Source organism: Faecalibacterium sp. 9 (genome assembly GCF_048320955.1).
GTDB lineage: Bacteria > Bacillota > Clostridia > Oscillospirales > Ruminococcaceae > Faecalibacterium > Faecalibacterium wellingii.
This window is the reverse complement of sequence record NZ_JBLWGB010000001.1, coordinates 685,402-705,214: the sequence shown is the minus strand read 5'-3', so window position 1 is coordinate 705,214 and position 19,813 is coordinate 685,402. Positions and strand designations below refer to the sequence as shown.

The following is a 19,813-nucleotide window of genomic DNA, read 5'->3' as shown; positions in this document are numbered from 1 at the left end:
GACCATGTACGCGCAAAATGGAGGTAAAGCTTTGCACACCGTTTTTGCGGGCGTGTCAGCTCTGTGTAAAGCCGGGATGAAAAACCTGCACTCGGATTTTACAAACAGAATAAATATGCCGAAAATACCATTTTCTGGCTGGGCAAAGTGACAAAAAAAAGAAGGCGCCCTCCATGGAGCGCCTTCTGCTCAGCAGTATTTTGTTCCGTCCGGGCAGTAGAACTGCACGTACTTCTGCCACTCGGTCTCGCTGATGGTGCGGCGGTAGCAGTCCACCAGTGCATCCACGGCCTGCCGGTCCGCAAAGGTACCGGCACCCGGGCAGTCCAGCACCAGAATGCGGAACCATGCATCGAACAGATGCTCGGTGAAGCCGGAGTCCCGGGCCCCGCACCGGGCATAAAAGCCCAGCCGCCGCACCGCCATTGTCTCGTCCTCCGCCTTATCCGGGCATTCGGCCTCAATAAGGATGGCCTGTGCACCCCGCTCGTGCTGCGGCAGGTCGGCCAGCAGCTGCGCGCCCAGCCCTGCAGCACGGTATTCCGGCAGCACGGCAAAGTAATCCAGCTGGCTCACCCTGCTGCCCGCCGGGCGCACCATGAGCAGGTACGCCGCCAGTGTTTCGCCGTCGAACACGCCCCATGTGTGGGCTGTGCCGTTGGCTTCGCTGTTCAGGATCATGCTCAGGGGCTTGAGCTCCGTGGGCGGGAAGTCCCGCCGCATTTCGTCCAGATAGACCCGCGTCAGCTCTTTTTCGTTCAGTTTCCGCCAGTTGTACGTTTTGCTCATTGCTTTCTCCTCCCGGGCAGGTGCGCCCTGTTTTGCTGCTTCCAGTATAGCATACTCCGTACAGGAACGCAAAAAAGCCGCCGGGAGCGGACAGCTGAGTCCCGTCTCCCGGCGGCAGTTTTATGATGGTGCGGGATCAACCAGTCTCCCGCATCGGGTCAGATGGAATGCCTTGTGTTACAGCATCTTCTTCAGCTCGTCGTACACGAACTGGACCTTGGTGCCGATGATCACCTGGCAGGCAGTCTTGCTGGGACGGATGACACCGGCAGCACCAGCAGCCTTGACGGCCTTCTCGTCCACCTTGGCGTTATCCTTGACCTCAAAGCGCAGACGGGTTGCGCAGTAGCCAACGTCCTTCACGTTCTCCTTGCCGCCAACAGCAGCCAGAACAGCGGAAGCAACTTCGGTGTAGTTGTTGTTTGCCAGAACGACCTTCTTCTCGGACTCTTCGTCCTCGTCCTCACGGCCGGGGGTCTTCAGGTCGAACTTGGTGATGGCAAAGTAGAACACTGCGTAGAACACCACGAAGGCTGCGATGCCCAGAGGAATGATCATCCAGGTCTTGGCAGCTGCGGGCAGGGAAGCGGAGAACACCAGGTCGGTAGCGCCTGCAGAGAAGCAGAAGCCAGCACGGAAACCGGAGTAGTAGGTGATGATGGTGAAGATGCCGTACAGAGCAGCGTACACAACGTACAGCGGGAAGCACAGGAACATGAAGCCGAACTCGAAGGGCTCGGTAACGCCGCAGACGAATGCGCAGATTGCAGCAGACAGAACCAGACCGATGGCGGCCTTCTTGTTCTTAGCGGTCTTGACCATAGCCAGAGCAGCGCCCAGGACACCGAACATCATGCAGGGGAAGAAGCCGGACATGTACATACCAAGGCTCCAGCCCACATCAGCAGAGGTCTCGCCAGCCCAGAAGTGGGACAGGTCGCCCAGACCGATGGTGTCGAACCAGAACACGTTGTTCAGAGCGTGGTGCAGGCCGGTGGGGATCAGCAGGCGGTTCAGGAAGGCGTAGATGCCAGCGCCGATGCCGCCCATGCCAGCGATGCCGTTGCCGATTGCGACCAGAGCGTCGAAGATGACGGGCCAGACGAACAGCAGAACAACGGACACCAGAATGGAGATCAGACCGGTAGCGATTGCAACGAAGCGCTTGCCGGAGAAGAATGCCAGCCAGTCAGGCAGCTGGATATCCTTGAACTTGTTGTAGCAGGCAGCGCCCACAACAGCGGCCAGAATGCCGATGAAGGAGTTGCCGGCGACTTTCTGGAAGGCGATGTAGGTAGCAGTGCCTTCTTCCAGGTGACGGACCATGCCGACCACACCGGGGTTCAGCAGCTGCTGCATCATCAGGAAGCTGACCAGACCGGCCAGACCTGCGGTGCCGTCGTTATCAGCAAGGCCGACAGCGGCACCAATGGCAAACAGCCATGCCATGTTATCGATCAGAGCGCCGCCTGCCTTGACCAGCAGGAAGCCAACGGTGTAAGCTGCACCGGAGGTTGCAGCACCGGGAACGCCCATAACGCCCGGAGCAAGGGCATAACCGAGACCCATCAGGATGCCGCAGATCGGCAGGACCGCGACGGGGAGCATCAATGCTTTGCCCAGTTTCTGGAGAGACTTCATCATAAAGCACATTCCTCCTTAAGAAATGTTTGTGTTTACAGACGCCTCTGGTTGTCGGCCGTCCATAATTCCGTAATAGAATAGTAACATATTTTTGAAAGAAAAGAAAGCCCCTTTCTCATTTTTTCTATCAAAATGCGTCAAAAGTCCTTATTTACCGGCTTTATGGTCAACAATTTTTGGCTTTTCCGCACGCGCACCGTCTTTATGTTGAAAATTCTTTTCTTTTTGCGTACATTTTGCCCAAAGGCTTGCATCCCACAGCCGAATCGGGTACTATACTATTATAAGAAAAGCCGGGAACCGAAGGAGGTTTACTTTATGGAATGGACTGATATCCGCCTGACCGTGGCTAAGGCCGATGCCGACAACGCCGAAGCCGTTGCCACCATGATCGCCGAGGGCGGTATTTATATCGAAGACTACAGCGACATCGAGCAGCAGGTGGCCGAGATTGCCCATGTGGATCTGATCGAGCAGGAGCTGCTGGACAAGCCCCGCGACACCGTTATCATCCATATGTATCTGGAGCCGGGCGCTTCCCCCGTGGAGACGCTGGCCCTCATTGCCGCCCGCATGGAAGCCGCCGGCATCGCCTACACCGCAGAGACCGAGGGCGTGGAGCAGGAGGACTGGCAGAACGGCTGGCGCAAGTATTATCACCCTCTGGAGATCGGCAAACGGCTGGCGGTGGTGCCCTCGTGGCAGCAGTACGACACCGACCGGGTAAAGCTGATCCTTGACCCGGGCCTTGCCTTCGGCACCGGCGGCCACGAGACCACCAGCCTGTGCATGGAAGCGCTGGACGAGCGGGTGACCGGCGGCGAACGGGTGCTGGACATCGGCACCGGCAGCGGCATCCTTGCCATTGCGGCGCTGAAGCTGGGCGCTGCCGTGGCCGAGGGCGTGGACATCGACCCTGTGGCGGTGCGCACCGCCGGGGAGAACGCCGCCCTGAATGGCGTGCAGGACAAGCTGACCGTGCTGGTGGGCGACCTTTCGGACAAGGCCAGCGGCAAATACGACATCATCACCGCCAACATCGTGGCCAACGCCATCCTGTCTCTGGCCCCCGCCGTGCCGGGCCTGATGGCAGAGGGTGCCACCTTTATTGCCAGCGGCATCATCGACAGCCGCAGGGACGAAGTGATCGCAGGTCTGGAAAAGGCCGGCCTTGCCGTTGTGGAAGTGAAGGAGAAGCGCGGCTGGGAGTGCATCGTCTGCAAGAAAGCGTAAGGAGAACCCTCTCAGGCGCTGACGCGCCAGCTCTCCCGAAGGGCGAGCTATAAGATGTAAAAGGATTGATAAAATGCCGCACCGTTATTTTACCACCGAGATCTCTGACGGCACCGCCACCCTGCGCGGGGCCGATGCCCACCATCTTGCCCGCGTGATGCGCGCAAGGCTGGGCGATACTGTCATTCTATGCGACGGCAACGCCGTGGAATACACCGCCACCATCACCGGCTTCGGGGATGAGTGCGTAGAATTTTCGGTGGAGCCGGGCTATCCCAGCGCCGCCGAACCCGGCGTGGAAGTGACCCTGCTGGCCGGTTATCCCAAGCAGGACAAGCTGGAACAGATCATCAAGCACGGGGTGGAGCTGGGCGCAGCCCACTTCATCCCCTTCTTCAGCCGGTACTGCGTGGCCGCGCCCAAAAAAGAGGAGCAGAAGAACGAGCGCTACAACCGCATTGCAGCGGAAGCCGCCAAGCAGTGCGGCCGGGGCGTTCTGCCGGATGTGGCCCTGCCGCTGCCGAACTTCGGGGCCGTGTGCCGCACCTTTGACCAGTATGACCTTGTGCTGTTCTGCTACGAGTGCGGCGGCGCGCCCCTGCGCCAGCTGCTGGCCGAGACCGCGCCTGCCGACGGCAGAAAGCGGAAAATTGCCATCGTGACCGGAGCCGAGGGCGGCTTTGCCGCCGAGGAAGCCGAAATGGCCGCAAAGGCCGGTGCCAGAACGGTGGGCCTTGGCCCCCGCATCCTGCGGTGCGAGACCGCCCCGCTGGCGGTCCTTGCGTCCGTCATGACCCTGACCGGGGATCTGGAATAACCGGGGCTCCGGCGGGCGGCGCACCTTCCATAAAAGAAAAATTCTGACCTACGGGTTCGGGAAAGTCTGCGGGCTTTCCCGGGCCCATTTTTTTGCCCCGTATAAAGATCTCCCGGATTTTTGTGCAGCTTTGCCCTGTCATTCTGCCGCAAATTTTCAGCTTATTTTGTACTTGTTTTACAAAATTGCTACCCCCCCCCCTGAAAATTCAGCATTTTGTCTTGACATTCTCCACGGCACAGCACTATACTTGTGCCGCAAAGAGACGCCGGGCATGAAAATGCGCAGCTATGTGATTTTATGCGCCGAAATCCCGGTTTTTGCCGGTTTTCGGTATCGTTCCCGGTAACGTTCACGGCAACGTTCGCGTCTCTGTAAGTTTTTATGTTTGGAGGGTTTTGCAATGAGGAAAAACGTGAAAAAACAGCTTGCCTTGCGGGTGCTGTCCACAGCGGTTCTGATGGCCATGGTCTCGTCCATCGCCACAGCGGCGTTTGCAGAAAAATACGACCTGAACACGGGCAGTGTGACGGTAGAGACCAAAGATAACGGCACCACCTATGTGACGCAGGAGAACACAGATATAAAAGTGCGCCCAGACACTACCGGCGTCACCATCACCAGCGACGGCCGTCAGACTTCAAATACCATCACGGTGGAGACGGCAAAAGATCAGACTACCAATGTGACCTTGCAGGATGTGTTTATCAACCGGGAAAGGGCTTCTGACAGCGATGCCAAGGCTGCGCTGACCGTGAAGGGCGATGGCAAAACCAACATTGAGCTGAACGGGAACAACACGCTGTCCAGCACCGGTGCCCACGCCGGTCTGGAAAAGACCGATGCCGAATGCTCCGGCACGCTGACCATCACGGACGATAAGAATGACGATGGCTCTGAAAAAGAAGAGAAAGACAAGTACGGCTATTCTACCGGCGGCGATACCGGTACGCTGGCTGTAGTAGGCGGTGGCAATGGCGGTGCCGGCATCGGCGGACAGGGCGAAATAGAGTCTGATGCCTCCAACATCATCATCACCGGCGGAAATATTCGTGCAGGCTATATTCCCAAGGGATGCGAGTATAGTTATCATTCGGGCGCCGGTGCGGGCATTGGCGGCGGTGCTGGTATTGGAAATGGCACCAACATCACCATCACCGGCAATGCCGATGTGGATGCCTATGGCCGTTACTATGCCGCCGGGATCGGCGGTGCCTTCTACGGTCGCAAGAAAGGCGAAGACGGCAAATGGTACACTGCAGGAGGAAATGGTGAAAACATCACCATCTCCGGCAATGCCAAGGTTACCGCTCGGGGTTGGGATGCTGCCGGGATCGGCGGTGCTGAATATGGAGCCGGAAAGAACATCCAGATCAAAGACCACGCCGATGTGCATGCCTACGCAGGTGGAAACGGAGCCGGTATTGGCGGTGGTCGTGGCTGCGGCGGTGAGGTGAGCATTTCCGGCAATGCCACCGTCTTTGCACAAGGGAATAACGGCGGTTCCGGCATCGGTTCCGGCGATTACAACTGCAATGCGGTCGCCCCGGAGCGCAGGGATACTACCGTTACGATCTCGGACAACGCCAATGTGACCGCCGTTGGCGATGCTATTTCTGCAGGCATCGGAAACGGTAATGATCATAGGAATGTTGGCAAGACGGATATCATCATCACCGGCGGTACGGTCAATGCTATTTCCGGTTCTTTTTCTTCTGCGATTGGCGGCAGCAAAGACTACAAAGACGGTAGCCCGGCGCAGGATGTCACCGTTACCATCAACGGCACCACAGGCAACACCACCATCAATGCTTCCTGTGTGAATAATATAGAAAGTGCTATTTCTAAGGGCAACGGCACTGCGGACATCATCGGCTATGATGCGGACGGTGTTTCTCCTTTTGGTGAGGACCACAGTGTCGTGGTCCGGATGTATAAAAAGGGCACCTGCACGCTCGAAGACGAAGACTACGACGAGAATACCCACCGTTATAACAGAATCAATTATAACCTCGGTGAGCTTTACCAGACCGTCCACAACCGCAAGTACATGGACGAGAACCCCAAAATTGACACCAGCAACCTGAAGGATGATGACCTGCATGACTGGAAGCTGGTGGGCGAGGTCGTGGAGCCTACGCTGGAAAAGGACGGCTATGCAGACTACATCTGCCGCATTGACAAGTGCGGCCAGACCAAGCGTGTGGTGCTGCCCAAACTGACCCCGGAGGAATCCGGCAGTGTCGAAATGCGCGAGGTCGGCGTGATCTTCTGGGATGCCGCCGCACAGGCTGCCCCGGCAGCCCTGCAGGGCAAGGTGCTCTCGGCAGATGAGCAGACCGCAACGGCAGAAAAAGCACAGGTCGAGTCTCTGCTGGCAGACAAGGCAAACTGGAAGCTGGCGGAGGACGTGGGCGATTTGATGATCCACCCTGCTGCAGACGCTGCGGGCACGGTCTATGAGCAGGCCGTGAAGGCGAGCGGCTGCCAATATTACGTCATCGCCAACGTGACGGCACAGTAAACACTGCCTCCTCTGCCGTGCTGACCGCAAGCGGTGCAAACTGGCTGGCGGTGGTGGGCACTGCTCTCAGCGGCATGTTCCTGCTGGCCGCAGGCTTTGTGCCGGACCGCAAGAACCGCCGCATGAACTGAGGAACCATTTTTAAAAGCCATCTCCTCCTGCTGTGCATTCCGCAAGCTGCACGGCAGGTTCCCCAAACAAAGGGGGCTGCTGCACACATCCATGCGTGCAGCAGCCCCTGTTTTTATTTGATCTCTGCTTCCCGCAGAGCTTTCTTCACGTTCAAAAGGTTCTGCGGGCTCACCGAGAAGCTGCGCAGGCCCAGCTGCAGATACTGCACCGTGTTGGCCGGGTTGCCCACCGCAAGGCCGCAGATGGTCACCGGCACATCCCGTTCTCTGGCGGCGTCCATCACCATGGTGATGAGCTTTTTCATGGCGCTGCTGGCCGGGCGGTAGTAGTGCTCCGCGCTGGCAAGCTCACGGTCGGCGGCATGGGTGTACTGGGTCAGGTCGTTGGTGCCGACCACAAGAAAATCGACCCCGTGCGCCACGAACTCCTCCGCCGTCAGGCAGGCGGCAGGCACACTGAGCATCACGCCGAACTTGGTATCCTCCTTGAAGGGCACGCCCCGCTCCCGCAGATGCTCCCGGCAGCGCTCCACCACGCGCATGGCGGCGTCCCAGTCCTCCACCGTCGTCACCATGGGGAACATCACCTGCAGCGGGCCCCGGGCGGCGGCGCGCATCAGCGCGCAGAGCTGCGTCTCGAACTGGCGGGGCTGGCGCAGGCTGTTGCGGATGCCCCGCAGCCCCAGCTTGGAGGACTGCAGGCCCTGATAGGCATCGGAAATGGTGCGGTCTGAGCCAAAGTCGAAGGTGCGCACGGTCACCTGCCGGCCCTGCGCCGCCGCCAGACAGGAGCAGTAGAAGAAATACTGCTCCTGCTCGTCCAGAATGCGGCCCGGCAGCATCATGTAACCGGTGCGCAGCAGGCCCACGCCCTGTGCGCCGGACTGCATGGCCGTGTCGATGTCCTCCGGCCCAAAGCAGTTGGCCAGCAGCTCAAAGGGCTGGCCGTCCTTTGTCCTGTTGGGCAGAGCATACAGCTGCCCCATCTCTTCGTTCTCCCGCTGCAGCTCACAGATGCGGGTCTCGGCCTGCTGGCGGGCGGCAGCGTCCGGGTCCAGCGTGCACTGGCCCCCGGTGGCGTCCAAGATCACGGTGCGGCCGTCGCAGTCGTCCAGAAAATCCCGGCCCACCTGCACGATGCCCGGGATGTTCATTGCCCGGGCAATGATGGCCGCGTGGCTCTGGCCGCTGCCCTCTGCCGTGATGATGCCTAAAATCATGCCGGAGGGCACGCTGAACAGGTCGGTGGGCATCAGCCGCTCTGCGGCAAGGATCACCGGGTGGTCCAGCGCCAGCCACATGCGGGGGCGGTTGGTGATGATGTTGATGACCCGCCGGGTGGCGTCCAGAATATCCACGCTGCGCAGCTGCATGTAGGGGTTATCCTTCATGTTGGCCAGCTGGTCGGCGTAGCGCTGGCCCACCTGATTCATGGCCGCAGCGGCGCCAACACCCGCATTGATGCAGAAACGCACCTCGTTCATCATGCCCTCATCGTCCAGCATCATGCTCTGGAACTGGAAGATGGCCTGCTCGCTGGGCGCAGCGCGGTCTGCCATGGATTCCAGCTCGTCCTGCGCGGTGCGGATGGCATCGGTGAGCAGCTGCAGCTCCCGGGACGGTTTAAAGGGGCCAACGGTCGTGGTCTCCACATGGTGCTCCAACCGGCTCACCTGACCCAGCACAAGGCCCGGCGAGGCACAAAAACCTTTATAGATCTTCATTCTGGTTCACCTCCGGCAAAAGTTCCGCTTCCGGCGCGGTCAGGGTGTGCCAGACCAGCGCCTGCAGAAAGGTATTGGGCAGCAATGCCGCCAGCACAGCCCGCGCCGCATCGGCGCTGCCCTCAAACAGCGGTGCAAAGCTCTGCATCCGTGCCTGATCGCACTTTGCAAGGAACGCATCGCACAGGGTATGGGTGGTATAGTAGCCGGTAGGGCTCACGCCCACATCCTCGGCGGCAGCTTCCAGCGGGGCAAGGTCCGCATCCTTCATGTTGGCCAGCAGCAGGGCGGCGTCCGCCGTCAGGGTGACGGGGTATTTCTCCCGCACCTGCTTTTGCACCCGCTCAAATTTTGCATGGAAAGCAGCAGCGTCCGCGCAGCTCTGGGCGTCACAGGAGACCGCATAGGCGCACCCCCGCAGATATCCCATAGCGCGGCGGGTGTCGTAGTAGCCCAGCTCGATGTTGCGGCGGGCAGTGTCCGGGTCAAAGTGCAGGATGTCCCCCAGCTCCCAGTAGCTGCGCACCATGACGGTGGGCAGGCCGGTGAGGTTCGGGCGGGTGATGCCCACCCCCTCAAGGTCTACGCACACCAGCTCCTCTGCGCCCATCCGTTTGGCAAGGCCGGTGGGCATGTTGTCGCTGTAGCCGCCATCCAGAAACTTGACCCCGTCAATCTCCCGCGCCCGCAGAGCAGGGAAGCAGGCGGCGGAGGCCATCAGGTAGTCCTTGACCTTTCCTGCCGGGATCTCGTCCAGCGTCAGCTCCCGGGCCTTGAGGCCCCGCTGCTCCACCGTGACAAGGCCAAAGCGGGTGGGTGCGGCGCGCAGAGCATCCTCGTCCAGCACCCGCTCCACGATCTCCTCCAGCGGGGTCACGTCCATGCCGCCGGCCTTCACCACACTGCGCAGGAACTGGTGCAGGGCCGAGAGGTCGGCATCCTCTTCCGGCAGCTCCATCACGTCCTTGCTGCGGATGCTCAGCCACATGTCCCGCGCCGTTTCGTACTGGTCCAGCACGAACATGGCACCGTTCAGGCTGCCCACACTGGTGCCGGTGATGATCTGCGGGTGCCAGTCCAGCTCCATCAGCGCGCGCCACACACCCACCTGATAGCTGCCGCGGGCACCGCCGCCGGCCAGCACCAGAGCCCTGCACGGGACACTGCGTTCTTCCATTGCCTCCGCCTCCTTTGATTGGTTCCGGTTTTGTTCAGATTATAGCATATTTCCGGAGAAATTTCTCCCTTTTTTTGTAAATTGAAGGCTTTCTCCCGGCTAAGAAACATGGTATACTTGTCAGGATACTTTAAAGGAGGCATTCTCATGCACTGCAGCCAATGGATCTTTGATATGGACGGTACCCTGACCGACAGCATGACCGTGGTATGGGAGGGTGCGCCGGACGCCCTGCTGCGCCGCTACGGCCGCACGCCCCGGGCCGACCTGCGTGCCACCCTGCTGAACATGGGGATGCAGGAAGGCGCACGGTACCTGATCCGGGAATACGATCTGCCGCTGACCGAGGAGAGCTACTTTGCCGTGATGCGGGAGGTGATCGCCGAGCTGTACGAGACCGTGGAGCTCAAGCCCGGCGTGCGCACGATGCTGGCAAAGCTGCAGGCCGAGGGTGCCCGCATGTGCATCTGCTCCAACACCTGGGCCGACCAGTGCCGCACTGTGCTCACCCGCCTTGGCATTGCCGGGTATTTTTCCTTCATCGTGGAGGCGCAGGGCGCGCTGCACAAGAGCCGCCCGGAAGTGTTCTTTGAATGCATGAGCCGTCTGGGCGGTGCAGACCCCGCCCGGTGTGCGGTGTGCGAGGATGCAGTGTACGCCGCTTCCACGGCGCACGGGGCCGGATTTTACGTTGTGGGCATCGCGGACCCCGCCTCTGCCGCCGACGAGCCGGAGATGCGCCGCATCTGCAGCCAGTTCCTCCCCCGGTGGGATGCGCTGGACTGGACCGCCGTGTAATAAAAAAGGGCCGCAGAGTGCGGTTCTTTTTCATATTAAAGGGGTATTACTCTTGCTTTTTGCCGTCAAGAAGAGTATGATATTATAAACAGGACTGTCCCAAGGGGGCAGTGCCCTCATTTTCCTGTTTTTGTAAGATATGTGAGAATACACCGTTTGATTTTCAAAATATAAAGGTATAATATCCGTAAAGAGGAGACCTTCCGTCATGAACAACCCACTCGTCAGCATTATCGTGCCAGTGTACAATGTGCAGAATAGTGTTGCCCGCTGCCTGGAGAGCATCTGTGCGCAGACGTGGAAGAATATCGAGATCATTTTGGTCAACGACGGTTCCAGAGATGAAAGCTTTTCGGTCTGTGAGCAGTTCCGCGAAAAAGACCCGCGTATCGTTTTGGTGGACAAGTCCAATTCCGGCGTGTCGGACACCCGCAACTGCGGCATGACCCTTGCATCCGGCAAGTACGTACAGTTTGTGGACAGCGACGATTATATCGAGCCTGATTTTACCGAGCGGCTGGTAACGGCCGCCGAGACCAACAATGCCGATCTGGTGATCGCCCCCTATTGGATGGTGATCCCGGCAAACTCCTGCAAGGCCGGTCAGGCTCTGGAAAACCTGCAGGAGAACCTTGGCATCGAGGAAAAGCGTCCCGATGATGTGCGCGAATACGGTTTTCTGCCCGAGGGCATCTATGACCGCGACACCTTTGCCCTGCGCCTGATGGAAAAGCCCGCATCCTTCTTCTACAGCGTTCTGTGGAACAAGCTCTACCGCCGCGACATCCTTGTGGACAACCATCTGCAGTTCACCAGCGAGGTGCGCTGGGCCGAGGATCTGGTATTCAATCTGGAATACATCCTGTACGCCAACGTATTCGTTTCCATTCCCAAGGCAGGCTACCACTATGTGCAGAACCCTCAGAGCATCTGCCACACCCAGATCAATCTGGCTTCCATCGTGCAGAACAAGCTGCAGGTGTTCCGCTACTACAAAGATCTTTACACAAAGCTGGGTCTGTACGACAAGGTGCAGCCGCAGCTGTACAAATTCCTGACCGCATTCTCGGAGAATGCCTATCCCGCCGGTTCGCCCCAGAAGATCATCATGGACATGGCCAACCGCTGGGGCTTTGGCGTTCTGGATGCTTCCGACAAGGAAAAGAAACGCCACGCCAAATCAGAGGCCTGAACTTCCGTACATGAGAAAGAGCTGCACAAGGCAGCTCTTTTTTGTTTGCCATTTTACCGGTCGGTCCAGCTGCGGACGGCCTCGCGCACCATGCCCTCCCGCCCGCGGGGGATAGGGATGCGCGCACCGCTGCTCATCTGCAGCTCGCCCGCCGTCAGCAGCCGGGCCGCCGCCAGATTGACCACATAGGAGCGGTGCGGCTGCAAAAAGCGGCCGTCCGCCAAAAGCGGCCTTGCCACCTCGGCAAAGGATACCCGCAGCGAAAGGGACATCACATCCTCCCCGCTGAGCAGGTGGAAACGCACCACATGGTGGGTGCACTCCAGATACTCGAGCTGGGCATAGGGCAGCAGCCGCAGGCCCTCGGCCGTGGCCACGGTGAGGGCCGGGCCATACTCCGGCTCGGTGGCGCGGGCCAGCAGGGCCGAAAGCTCCTGCTGATGCACCGGCAGCAGCAGATACTGCATGGCGTCCACCCGGAAGGCACTGTAGGCGTGGGCCGCCGTGCGGGCCGCAAAGGCCAGCGGAGCCCTGCGGCCCCGGCGGCGCAGCTCCGCAGCCGCCGAAAGCCCGGCCGGAGCCGCCACCGCTGCCAGCTCTATGAGATACAGGTCGAACCGCTCGCCCTCGGCGTCACGGCGCAGAAGCGCATCTGCGTCCGGCAGCTGCTGCACGATGCACGCATCCTGCCGCCGGGCAAAATATTCCATGCACTGGCGTTCCAGCCCGCTGCGCAGGGCCGCATCCGTGCTGCATACCGCAATGTGAAAGACCATCCGACATTCCCCTCTCCGCCAGCCGCCCGCCTTGATTTTTGCGCAGGGCTGGAGTATGATAAATGAAACCTCGCTGCACCGAAAAAACAGAAATGGAGACCATTGCCATGCCGGAACCCCTTGTCAGCATCATTGTGCCCGCCTATAACGCCGCAGGCTGCATTGCCCGCTGTGTGGAGAGCATCGTCTCCCAGAGCTATCAGGAGCTTGAGATCCTTCTGCTGAACGACGGCTCCAGGGATGACACCCTTGCCATCTGCCGGAAGCTGGCCGAAGCCGACCCCCGCATCCGGGTGATCGACAAACTGAACACCGGCGCAGCCGACACCCGCAGCTGCGGCCTTGCGCTGGCCAGAGGCGAGTACATCCAGTTCGCGGACAGCGACGACTATCTGCTGCCGGGCTGCACGGCAAACCTTGTGGCAGCTGCCCGGCGCAGCCGTGCCGACCTTGTGCTGGCCCCCTACCGGATGATGGTGCCCCGCAGAGACGGCGGCTATGACACCCGGGAATACAGCCTGCTGCCCGCTGGGGAGTACAGCAAGGTGGATTACCTGTGGCAGCTCACCGGCCATGCCGCCGCCTTTTACTACGGCGTGCTGTGGAACAAGCTCTACCGCCGCGACCTGATCCGGATGGCGCAGATCCGGTTTGAAAATGTCGTTTTCGCCGAGGATCAGCTGTTCAACACCCGGTATCTGCAGGCGGCGCAGCGGTTCGCCGCCATCGACGAGGCCGTTTACTGCTACATCCAGAACCCGCAGAGCGTCTGTCACACACAGGTGAGGGTGGCAGACATGCTGCGCCACCGTGACCGGATGTACCGCGCCTACCGGCAGATGTGCATTCAGCTGGGCGTGTATGACCGGTTCCGTCTGCGGCTGCGGGGCATCTACCTGAGCCTGTTTGAAAGCCCCCTGCCCAACGGCCCGGTGCAGCGGCTCTCCGACGCCGCTGCACGTACCCACAGCCGCATCTGAGAAAAGGAGACGCTATGGAATTTCCCCTTGTCAGTATCATCGTGCCCATGTACAACGCCGCAGACTGCATTGCCCGCTGTGTAAAAAGCATCTGTGCCCAGAGCTACAAAAGCATTGAGATCATCCTGCTGAACGACGGCTCCAAAGACGACACCCTCTCGGTCTGCCGTGCTCTTGCCGCTCAGGACCGCCGCATCGCGCTGGTGGACAAGCCCAATTCCGGCGCGGCGGACACCCGCAATCAGGGGCTTGCGCTGGCCCATGGCCGCTACGTCCAGTTCGTGGACAGCGACGACTGGCTGGCCCCGGACTTTACCGAAAAGCTCGTCACCGCCGCCGAGACCCACACCGCCGATCTTGTGATCGCGCCCTTCTGGATGGTGTATCCGAAGGACTACATGGAACACACCCGCCCGTGGGAAAAGGCGCTGGGCACCGTGCTCCGGCGCAACCCGCCCCGCACCCGGGCCTACGGCTATCTGCCCGCCGGGGTGTACACCGGGCAGGAGTACGCCCGGCAGCTGATCAAAAAGCCCAATACCTTTTACTACGGTGTGCTGTGGAACAAGCTCTACCGCCGGGATCTCCTTGCCGGGCACGGCATCCGCTTCCGGCAGGAGCTGTTTGCGGAAGATCAGCTGTTCAACACCGAATACCTGCGCTATGTGCGCACCGCCGTTTCCATCCCGGACATCGGCTACTATTACCTGCAGTGCAGCCAGAGCGTTTCCCACTCCAGAGTGACCACCGCCGATATCCTTCGGCTGCGGCGGCGGGTGATGGGCCTGTACAAGAGCATCTATACCGAACTGGGCATCTACCCGGAGACCCGGGCCGCCATTCTGCGCTCCGCTTTTGGCGAGAACGAGTTTACCCTGCCGCCGCTGGACACCCCGCAGGCTCATTCCTGCAGGCTGTAACCGGCTGTTTCCGCGGGCAAAACGGCGCACCGCTTTTCTGAGAACCACACACCCGGACTGCCGCTGTACAGCATCCGGGTGTTTTTGTTTTTATCCGGCTCAGCAGCCGATGGAGGCGCACTTTTCGGCCAGCCAGACCCGCTCTTCCGCGTTCAGGTGCGGGGCCAGCTTTGCAAACACCCGACGGTGGTAATCGTTCAGCCATGCAAGCTCGTCTTTGTCCAGCACACCGGGCAGGATGGGCGAGGTGGCAATGGGCACAAAGGTCAGCGGCTCAAAGCCCAGAAAAGTGCCGTACTGGTTATCCGCCTTGTGGATGCACACCAGCTCGTTCTCGATGCGGATGCCCACAAGGTCGGTCTCGTAGACGCCGGGCTCATCGGTGACCACCATGCCGGGACGCATCCGGGTGGTGTTGCGGCTGTTCAGGGCATGGGGGCCCTCGTGCACATTGCCCACAAAGCTGACGCTGTGGCCGGTGCCGCAGCGGTAGTTGATGAGGTGACGCCACAGCGGCTCCCGGGCGATGGTATCGATCATCTTACACTCGCAGTAATCCAGCCAGACAGCCCTGGCAAGGTCGATATGGCTCTGCAGGGTCCATGTGTAGAGGCGCTTTTCGTCCTCGGTCAGCTCACCCAGCGGATAGGTGCGGGTGATGTCGGTGGTGCCGTCCATGTAGGTGGCACCGCTGTCCACCAGCAGAAAGCCCTTCTTTTCCAGCACAGCGTGATCTTCCGGGGTGGCGTGGTAGTGCATCATGGCCGCATTGCCGCCGTAGGCCGCAATGGTGCCAAAGCTCTCCACAAGGAATTTATCGTCCGCACTGCGGTACTTGTGCAGGATCTCGTCCACGGTCAGCTCGGTCAGGGTCTCACCGGCGGCAAGGCGGCTTTCCAGCTCCATCTGGAACCGCACCATGGCCACAGCGTCTCGGATATGGGCCTGCTTTGTGTGGGCAAGCTCCGTTTCGTTCTTCACGCCCTTCATCAGCAGCAGCGGGTCGGTGCCGTCCTTCACGGTGAGGGCTGCATTCTGTTCCAGCACCTGATATACGGCGTAGTTAACGGTGGCCGTCTCGGCCAGCACGGTCTGCGGCTCGGTCTCGGCCACAAGGCAGGGCAGCACATCATCATACTCCGCCAGCGTGACGCCGTTTGCTTCCAGCTCTGCCCGGGCTTCCGGGGCCACGCGGGCTGTGTTGATGAACAGCACCGCCCGGTCCGGGGTCACGTAGCAGTAGGCCATGGCGTAAGGGGTGCACTCGATGTCCATGGCGCGCAGATTCAGCAGCCATGCCAGATTATCCAGCTTGCCCACGAACTGCGCGGTGCAGCCCAGTTTCCGGAGCCTGCCGCGCAGCTGTTCCAGCTTTTGGGCAGGGGAGAAGCCCGCATACTCCTCCGGCAGGATCCATGCCGGGGTGTCCGGCAGGGCGGGGCGGCCCTCGGTCCACAGCTCGTCCTCAAGGCGCAGCGTCCGGATGGAAGCGCCTTTTTTCTCCAGTGCCTTTTTCAGGCCGTTCACGAGGGCCGTGCTGGCGGTCAGGCCGCACAGGCCCAGCACCTCCCCCTCGTTCAGGGCGTTGGCACAGTATTCCTCCACGGTGGGCACACCCGGTTCACCCATGCGCTGCAGCTCGATCTCGGTACCGGCAAGCTCTTTTTCCGCCTGCACGAAGTACCGGCCGTCGGCCCACAGGGCGCTCCCGGTGCGGGTGACGACAAGGTTGGAGTTCTCGCCGTGGAACCCGGAGAACCAGGTCAGACTGGTGTAGTGGGCGGGCAGGTACTCACTGGCATGGGGGTCCCCCACCGGGATCAGATAAACAGCCACGCCGTTTGCGGCCATGGCGGCACGCAGCGCGGCAAGGCGCTCGGGTACGGTATTCATGCTCATAATGACAGCTTCCTTTTTTATGGCCGGACCGCCGGAAAAGCCCCCGGCGGCAGGGAATTTTTCTGTGTCCTATTGTATCATTCCGGGAAAAAGATTGCAATGCAGGGGCGGGACGAACCCTCTCCGTCATCGCTGCGCGATGCCACCTCCCCCGAAAGGGGGAGGTTTTACTCCACTTATCGGCAGATGGCAAAAAGCTCCCCCTGCGTGGAACGACTTTCCCCGGCCGGAGGAAGATGGCGAAGCCAGAAAGGGGAACGGCTGGCGAACGCAGTGAGCCTGAGAGGGTTGGCGTCCTCTCAGCAAAACCGTCAGGTTTTGACTGAGGGAGTTCGTTCTCCCTCAAAATGCCGCCAATTTGCAAAAAAAGTTACAATTTTTTCTTGAAAAAGGCCGTTTTCCCATTGACAGCCTTGTTATAATAGGAATGTAAGATATTTGAGCCAGCACTCTGCGGCTCTTTGCGCTAAAAAGAAAGAGGCAATTGAATCATGACCAAAATCGATATTTTCTCCGGCTTCCTGGGTGCCGGTAAGACTACGCTGATCAAAAAGCTCATCAAAGAGGCCTTTGCCGGCCAGCAGGTCGTTCTGATCGAAAACGAGTTCGGCGAGATCGGCATTGACGGCGGCTTTCTGAAGGAAAGCGGCATCCAGATCAACGAGCTGAACGCCGGCTGCATCTGCTGCTCTCTGGTGGGCGACTTCCGCACCGCCCTGCAGCAGGTGGTGGAGCAGTATCACCCTGACCGCATCGTGATCGAGCCCTCCGGCGTGGGCAAGCTCTCCGACGTGACCCGCGCTGTGGAAGGCGTGGCCGAACATCTGGATGTGCAGTTGAACAGCTTTGTCACCGTGGCCGACGTGAACAAAGTCAAGATGTATATGAAGAACTTCGGCGAGTTCTACGACGACCAGATCAGCCACGCAAGCTGCATCCTGCTCAGCCGCACCCAGACCGCCAGCGAGGAGAAGATCGCCGCTGCAGTCGCCCTGCTGCGCGAGAAGAACCCCACCGCTACCATCGTGACCACCGCATGGGACGAGCTGACCGGTGAGCAGATCCTGAAAGCCATGTCCACCAAGGACGACTTCAAGGCAGAGCTGATCGCCATGGCTGCAAAGGCCAACGAAGAGCACACCCATGAGGACGAGGAAGAAGAGCATCACCACGATCACGATGAAGATGATGACCACGATGAGCACGAGCACCATCATCACGATCATGACGACCATGACCATTGCTGCTGCGGCCACCATCACGACCACGATGACGACGATGACGAGGACGAGCACGAGCATCATCACGACCATGACGGCCACTGCTGCTGCGGCCATCACCATCATCATGACCACGACGCCGACGAGGTGTTCACCAGCTGGGGCGTCGAGACGGCCCGCAAGTTCACCAAGGCAGAAGTGGAGCACGCCCTCACCGAGCTGGATACCGGCAATTACGGCATGATCCTGCGCAGCAAGGGCATCGTGAACGGCGGCGCAGACGGCTGGCTGGAGTTCGACTATGTGCCCGGCGAGTGGGAAGTGCGTGCCCGCGGTGCAGATGTGGGCGGCAAACTGGTGGTCATCGGCTCCAAGCTGAACGAAAAGGCCATTGCAGAGCTGTTCGGCTGCTGAACCCCTCTTCCGGCGCTCCGCGCCAGCTCCCGCAGCGAGGGAGCAGAGAGGACGAATCATCGATAAGGAGAAACCATTCCTATGGCAAAAGAAATTCCGGTCTACCTGTTTGTGGGCTTTCTGGAAAGCGGCAAGACCAAATTCATTCAGGAGACCTTTGAAGACCCCAACTTTGACTCCGGCGACAAGACCCTGCTGCTGATCTGCGAAGAGGGCGAAGAAGAGTATAATCCCAAAAAGTTCGCCTTTCCCGGCGTGACCGTCAAGGTGCTGGAGGACAAGGCCGAACTGAACCCGCAGAACCTGCTCAAGCTGGAAAAGGAATCCGGCGCAGGCCGTGTGGTCATTGAGTACAACGGCATGTGGTTGCTGCAGGATCTGGCCGAAGCTCTGCCCGAGAGCTGGATCGTGTACCAGTGCATCGCCACCGCTGACGGCACCACCGCCCTGACCTACGCCCGCGACAACTCCATGCGCAGCCTGCTGCTGGACAAGATCGCCCGCAGTGAGCTGATCGTGTTCAACCGCGCCGAAGCCGTGAACAACGACGCCGCCCGTCAGGAGCTGCACAAGCTGGTGCGTCAGGCTTCCCGCAAGTGCGACATCGCCTACGAGTTTGCCGACGGCAGCGTGGCCTATGACGACATCCCCGACCCGCTGCCCTTTGACATCAACGCGGATATCATCGACATTCCGGATGACGACTTCGGCATCTGGTATATGGACTGTCAGGACGAGCCCCAGAAGTACACCGGTAAAACGGTCAAATTCCTTGCACAGGTGTGCCAGACCAATCGTGCCGGCAAGAACAGCTTCGTGCCGGGCCGTTTCGCCATGACCTGCTGCGTGCAGGACATCCAGTTCGTGGGCTTCCCCTGCAGCTACGATGGCTACAAGGCGCTGGAGCAGCGCGCATGGGTGCGGGTGACCGCAAAGGTAGGCTACAAGTTCCACAACATCTACCGCGGCAAAGGCCCGGTGCTCACCGCTGTGTCGGTGGAGCCCGCCGAAAAGCCGCTGGAAGATGTAGTAACATTCTCTTGATCTGATCTTTCAAGGAGGTCCCGGCATGAAAACACTGTTCCGTATCCTTGGCACGGTTGCTGCGGTAGCCGTTACCGGTGCTGCCATCGTGGCACTGGACAAGATCCTGAACCAGAAAGACCCGCTCCACGTGGAGGACGTAGAATTCCCCGAGGACGCCGAGCTGGACCCCAAGGAGGCCGAAAAGGCTGCCGAGGCCTACGCCGAGGGCGAGGCAAAGGCGGCAGACGAGGCCAATGCAGAGGCCGCTGCCGCCGAAACCCCGGAAGCGGCTGCCGAACCTGCTGCCCAGCCCGCCGAAGAAGCCGCTGCCCCGGCAGCACCCGCAGAGGGCGGCGAGAAGCCGGTGTGCGACCCGGAGGCGCCCAACCCGAACCCGGTGGAAGCAGGCCCCGCCGTGGCGCCCAAAGACGCGAGCGGCAAGTTCGACCCCACAAAGATCGCCGAAGCCAGTGACTTTGGCGACTGGGAAGAACAGGGCTGCAAAGGATAACATATGACTAGAAAAGGGACGATGTGAACATCACATCG

Annotated in this window: 16 protein-coding genes; 10 read left to right on the top strand and 6 right to left on the bottom strand. The window is 60.1% G+C overall.

The genetic code is table 11. The features are described from left to right. Nucleotides 1-189: 189 nt before the first annotated feature. Together ACKXF9_RS03275 and ACKXF9_RS03270 are read right to left on the bottom strand one after the other, a co-directional pair. Nucleotides 190-789 carry a GNAT family N-acetyltransferase gene (locus ACKXF9_RS03275; protein WP_249237770.1) on the bottom strand — a complete coding sequence of 200 codons (600 nt, stop codon included), beginning with the start codon at nt 787-789 and terminating at the stop codon, nt 190-192. Between the two features lie 177 nt (nt 790-966). Continuing rightward, nucleotides 967-2,433 (bottom strand): PTS transporter subunit EIIC, encoded by a 1,467-nt coding sequence (locus ACKXF9_RS03270; RefSeq protein WP_418265291.1) that lies wholly within the window; start codon nt 2,431-2,433, stop codon nt 967-969. A 318-nt stretch (nt 2,434-2,751) separates the two neighbouring features. On the opposite strand from ACKXF9_RS03270, the gene prmA reads away from it, so the two are divergent. From prmA to ACKXF9_RS03255, 3 genes are all read left to right on the top strand, one after another. Beyond that, nucleotides 2,752-3,666: a 50S ribosomal protein L11 methyltransferase gene (gene prmA / locus ACKXF9_RS03265; RefSeq protein WP_418265290.1), complete on the top strand. Its 915-nt coding sequence runs from the start codon at nt 2,752-2,754 to the stop codon at nt 3,664-3,666. 73 nt (nt 3,667-3,739) lie between these two features. Continuing rightward, the gene (locus ACKXF9_RS03260) at nt 3,740-4,483 is read left to right on the top strand and encodes an RsmE family RNA methyltransferase (RefSeq protein WP_418265289.1); all 744 of its coding nucleotides are present in this window, start codon (nt 3,740-3,742) and stop codon (nt 4,481-4,483) included. 403 nt (nt 4,484-4,886) lie between these two features. Continuing rightward, a complete protein-coding gene (locus ACKXF9_RS03255; protein ID WP_418265288.1) occupies nt 4,887-7,007 on the top strand; it encodes a hypothetical protein in 2,121 nt (706 codons plus the stop codon). Nucleotides 7,008-7,251: 244 nt separating this feature from the next. Here the strand turns inward: ACKXF9_RS03255 and ACKXF9_RS03250 are convergent, their stop codons facing one another. Continuing rightward, a complete protein-coding gene (locus ACKXF9_RS03250) occupies nt 7,252-8,862 on the bottom strand; it encodes a phosphoenolpyruvate--protein phosphotransferase (protein WP_418265287.1) in 1,611 nt (536 codons plus the stop codon). Further along, on the bottom strand, nt 8,849-10,039 hold the full coding sequence (locus tag ACKXF9_RS03245) for a patatin-like phospholipase family protein (RefSeq protein ID WP_418265286.1): 1,191 nt from the start codon (nt 10,037-10,039) through the stop codon (nt 8,849-8,851). The genes ACKXF9_RS03250 and ACKXF9_RS03245 overlap by 14 nt, the downstream gene beginning before the upstream one ends. 147 nt (nt 10,040-10,186) lie before the next feature. Between ACKXF9_RS03245 and ACKXF9_RS03240 the strand changes: the two genes are divergently transcribed. Both ACKXF9_RS03240 and ACKXF9_RS03235 read left to right on the top strand, forming a co-directional pair. Then, on the top strand, nt 10,187-10,837 hold the full coding sequence (locus tag ACKXF9_RS03240; RefSeq protein WP_418265285.1) for an HAD family hydrolase: 651 nt from the start codon (nt 10,187-10,189) through the stop codon (nt 10,835-10,837). Nucleotides 10,838-11,045: 208 nt separating this feature from the next. After that, the gene (locus tag ACKXF9_RS03235; protein ID WP_418265284.1) at nt 11,046-12,029 is read left to right on the top strand and encodes a glycosyltransferase; all 984 of its coding nucleotides are present in this window, start codon (nt 11,046-11,048) and stop codon (nt 12,027-12,029) included. A 53-nt stretch (nt 12,030-12,082) separates the two neighbouring features. Here ACKXF9_RS03235 and ACKXF9_RS03230 read toward each other — a convergent pair whose 3' ends face one another. Further along, nucleotides 12,083-12,805 carry a LytR/AlgR family response regulator transcription factor gene (locus ACKXF9_RS03230; protein WP_339394542.1) on the bottom strand — a complete coding sequence of 241 codons (723 nt, stop codon included), beginning with the start codon at nt 12,803-12,805 and terminating at the stop codon, nt 12,083-12,085. A gap of 62 nt (nt 12,806-12,867) precedes the next feature. On the opposite strand from ACKXF9_RS03230, the gene ACKXF9_RS03225 reads away from it, so the two are divergent. Then, entirely contained in the window at nt 12,868-13,785 is a 918-nt protein-coding gene (locus tag ACKXF9_RS03225; protein ID WP_418265283.1) for a glycosyltransferase family 2 protein, read from the top strand. A gap of 14 nt (nt 13,786-13,799) precedes the next feature. After that, entirely contained in the window at nt 13,800-14,705 is a 906-nt protein-coding gene (locus ACKXF9_RS03220) for a glycosyltransferase family 2 protein (protein ID WP_418265282.1), read from the top strand. Between the two features lie 99 nt (nt 14,706-14,804). Here ACKXF9_RS03220 and ACKXF9_RS03215 read toward each other — a convergent pair whose 3' ends face one another. Then, nucleotides 14,805-16,604: an aminopeptidase P family N-terminal domain-containing protein gene (locus ACKXF9_RS03215; protein WP_418265281.1), complete on the bottom strand. Its 1,800-nt coding sequence runs from the start codon at nt 16,602-16,604 to the stop codon at nt 14,805-14,807. Nucleotides 16,605-17,095: 491 nt separating this feature from the next. On the opposite strand from ACKXF9_RS03215, the gene ACKXF9_RS03210 reads away from it, so the two are divergent. From ACKXF9_RS03210 to ACKXF9_RS03200, 3 genes are all read left to right on the top strand, one after another. Beyond that, complete coding sequence (locus ACKXF9_RS03210) at nt 17,096-18,238, top strand: CobW family GTP-binding protein (protein ID WP_418265280.1); 1,143 nt, start codon at nt 17,096-17,098, stop codon at nt 18,236-18,238. A gap of 81 nt (nt 18,239-18,319) precedes the next feature. After that, nucleotides 18,320-19,282 carry an outer membrane insertion C- signal gene (locus ACKXF9_RS03205; RefSeq protein ID WP_249237757.1) on the top strand — a complete coding sequence of 321 codons (963 nt, stop codon included), beginning with the start codon at nt 18,320-18,322 and terminating at the stop codon, nt 19,280-19,282. 25 nt (nt 19,283-19,307) lie between these two features. Next, a complete protein-coding gene (locus ACKXF9_RS03200) occupies nt 19,308-19,775 on the top strand; it encodes a hypothetical protein (RefSeq protein WP_418265279.1) in 468 nt (155 codons plus the stop codon). Nucleotides 19,776-19,813 lie beyond the last annotated feature (38 nt).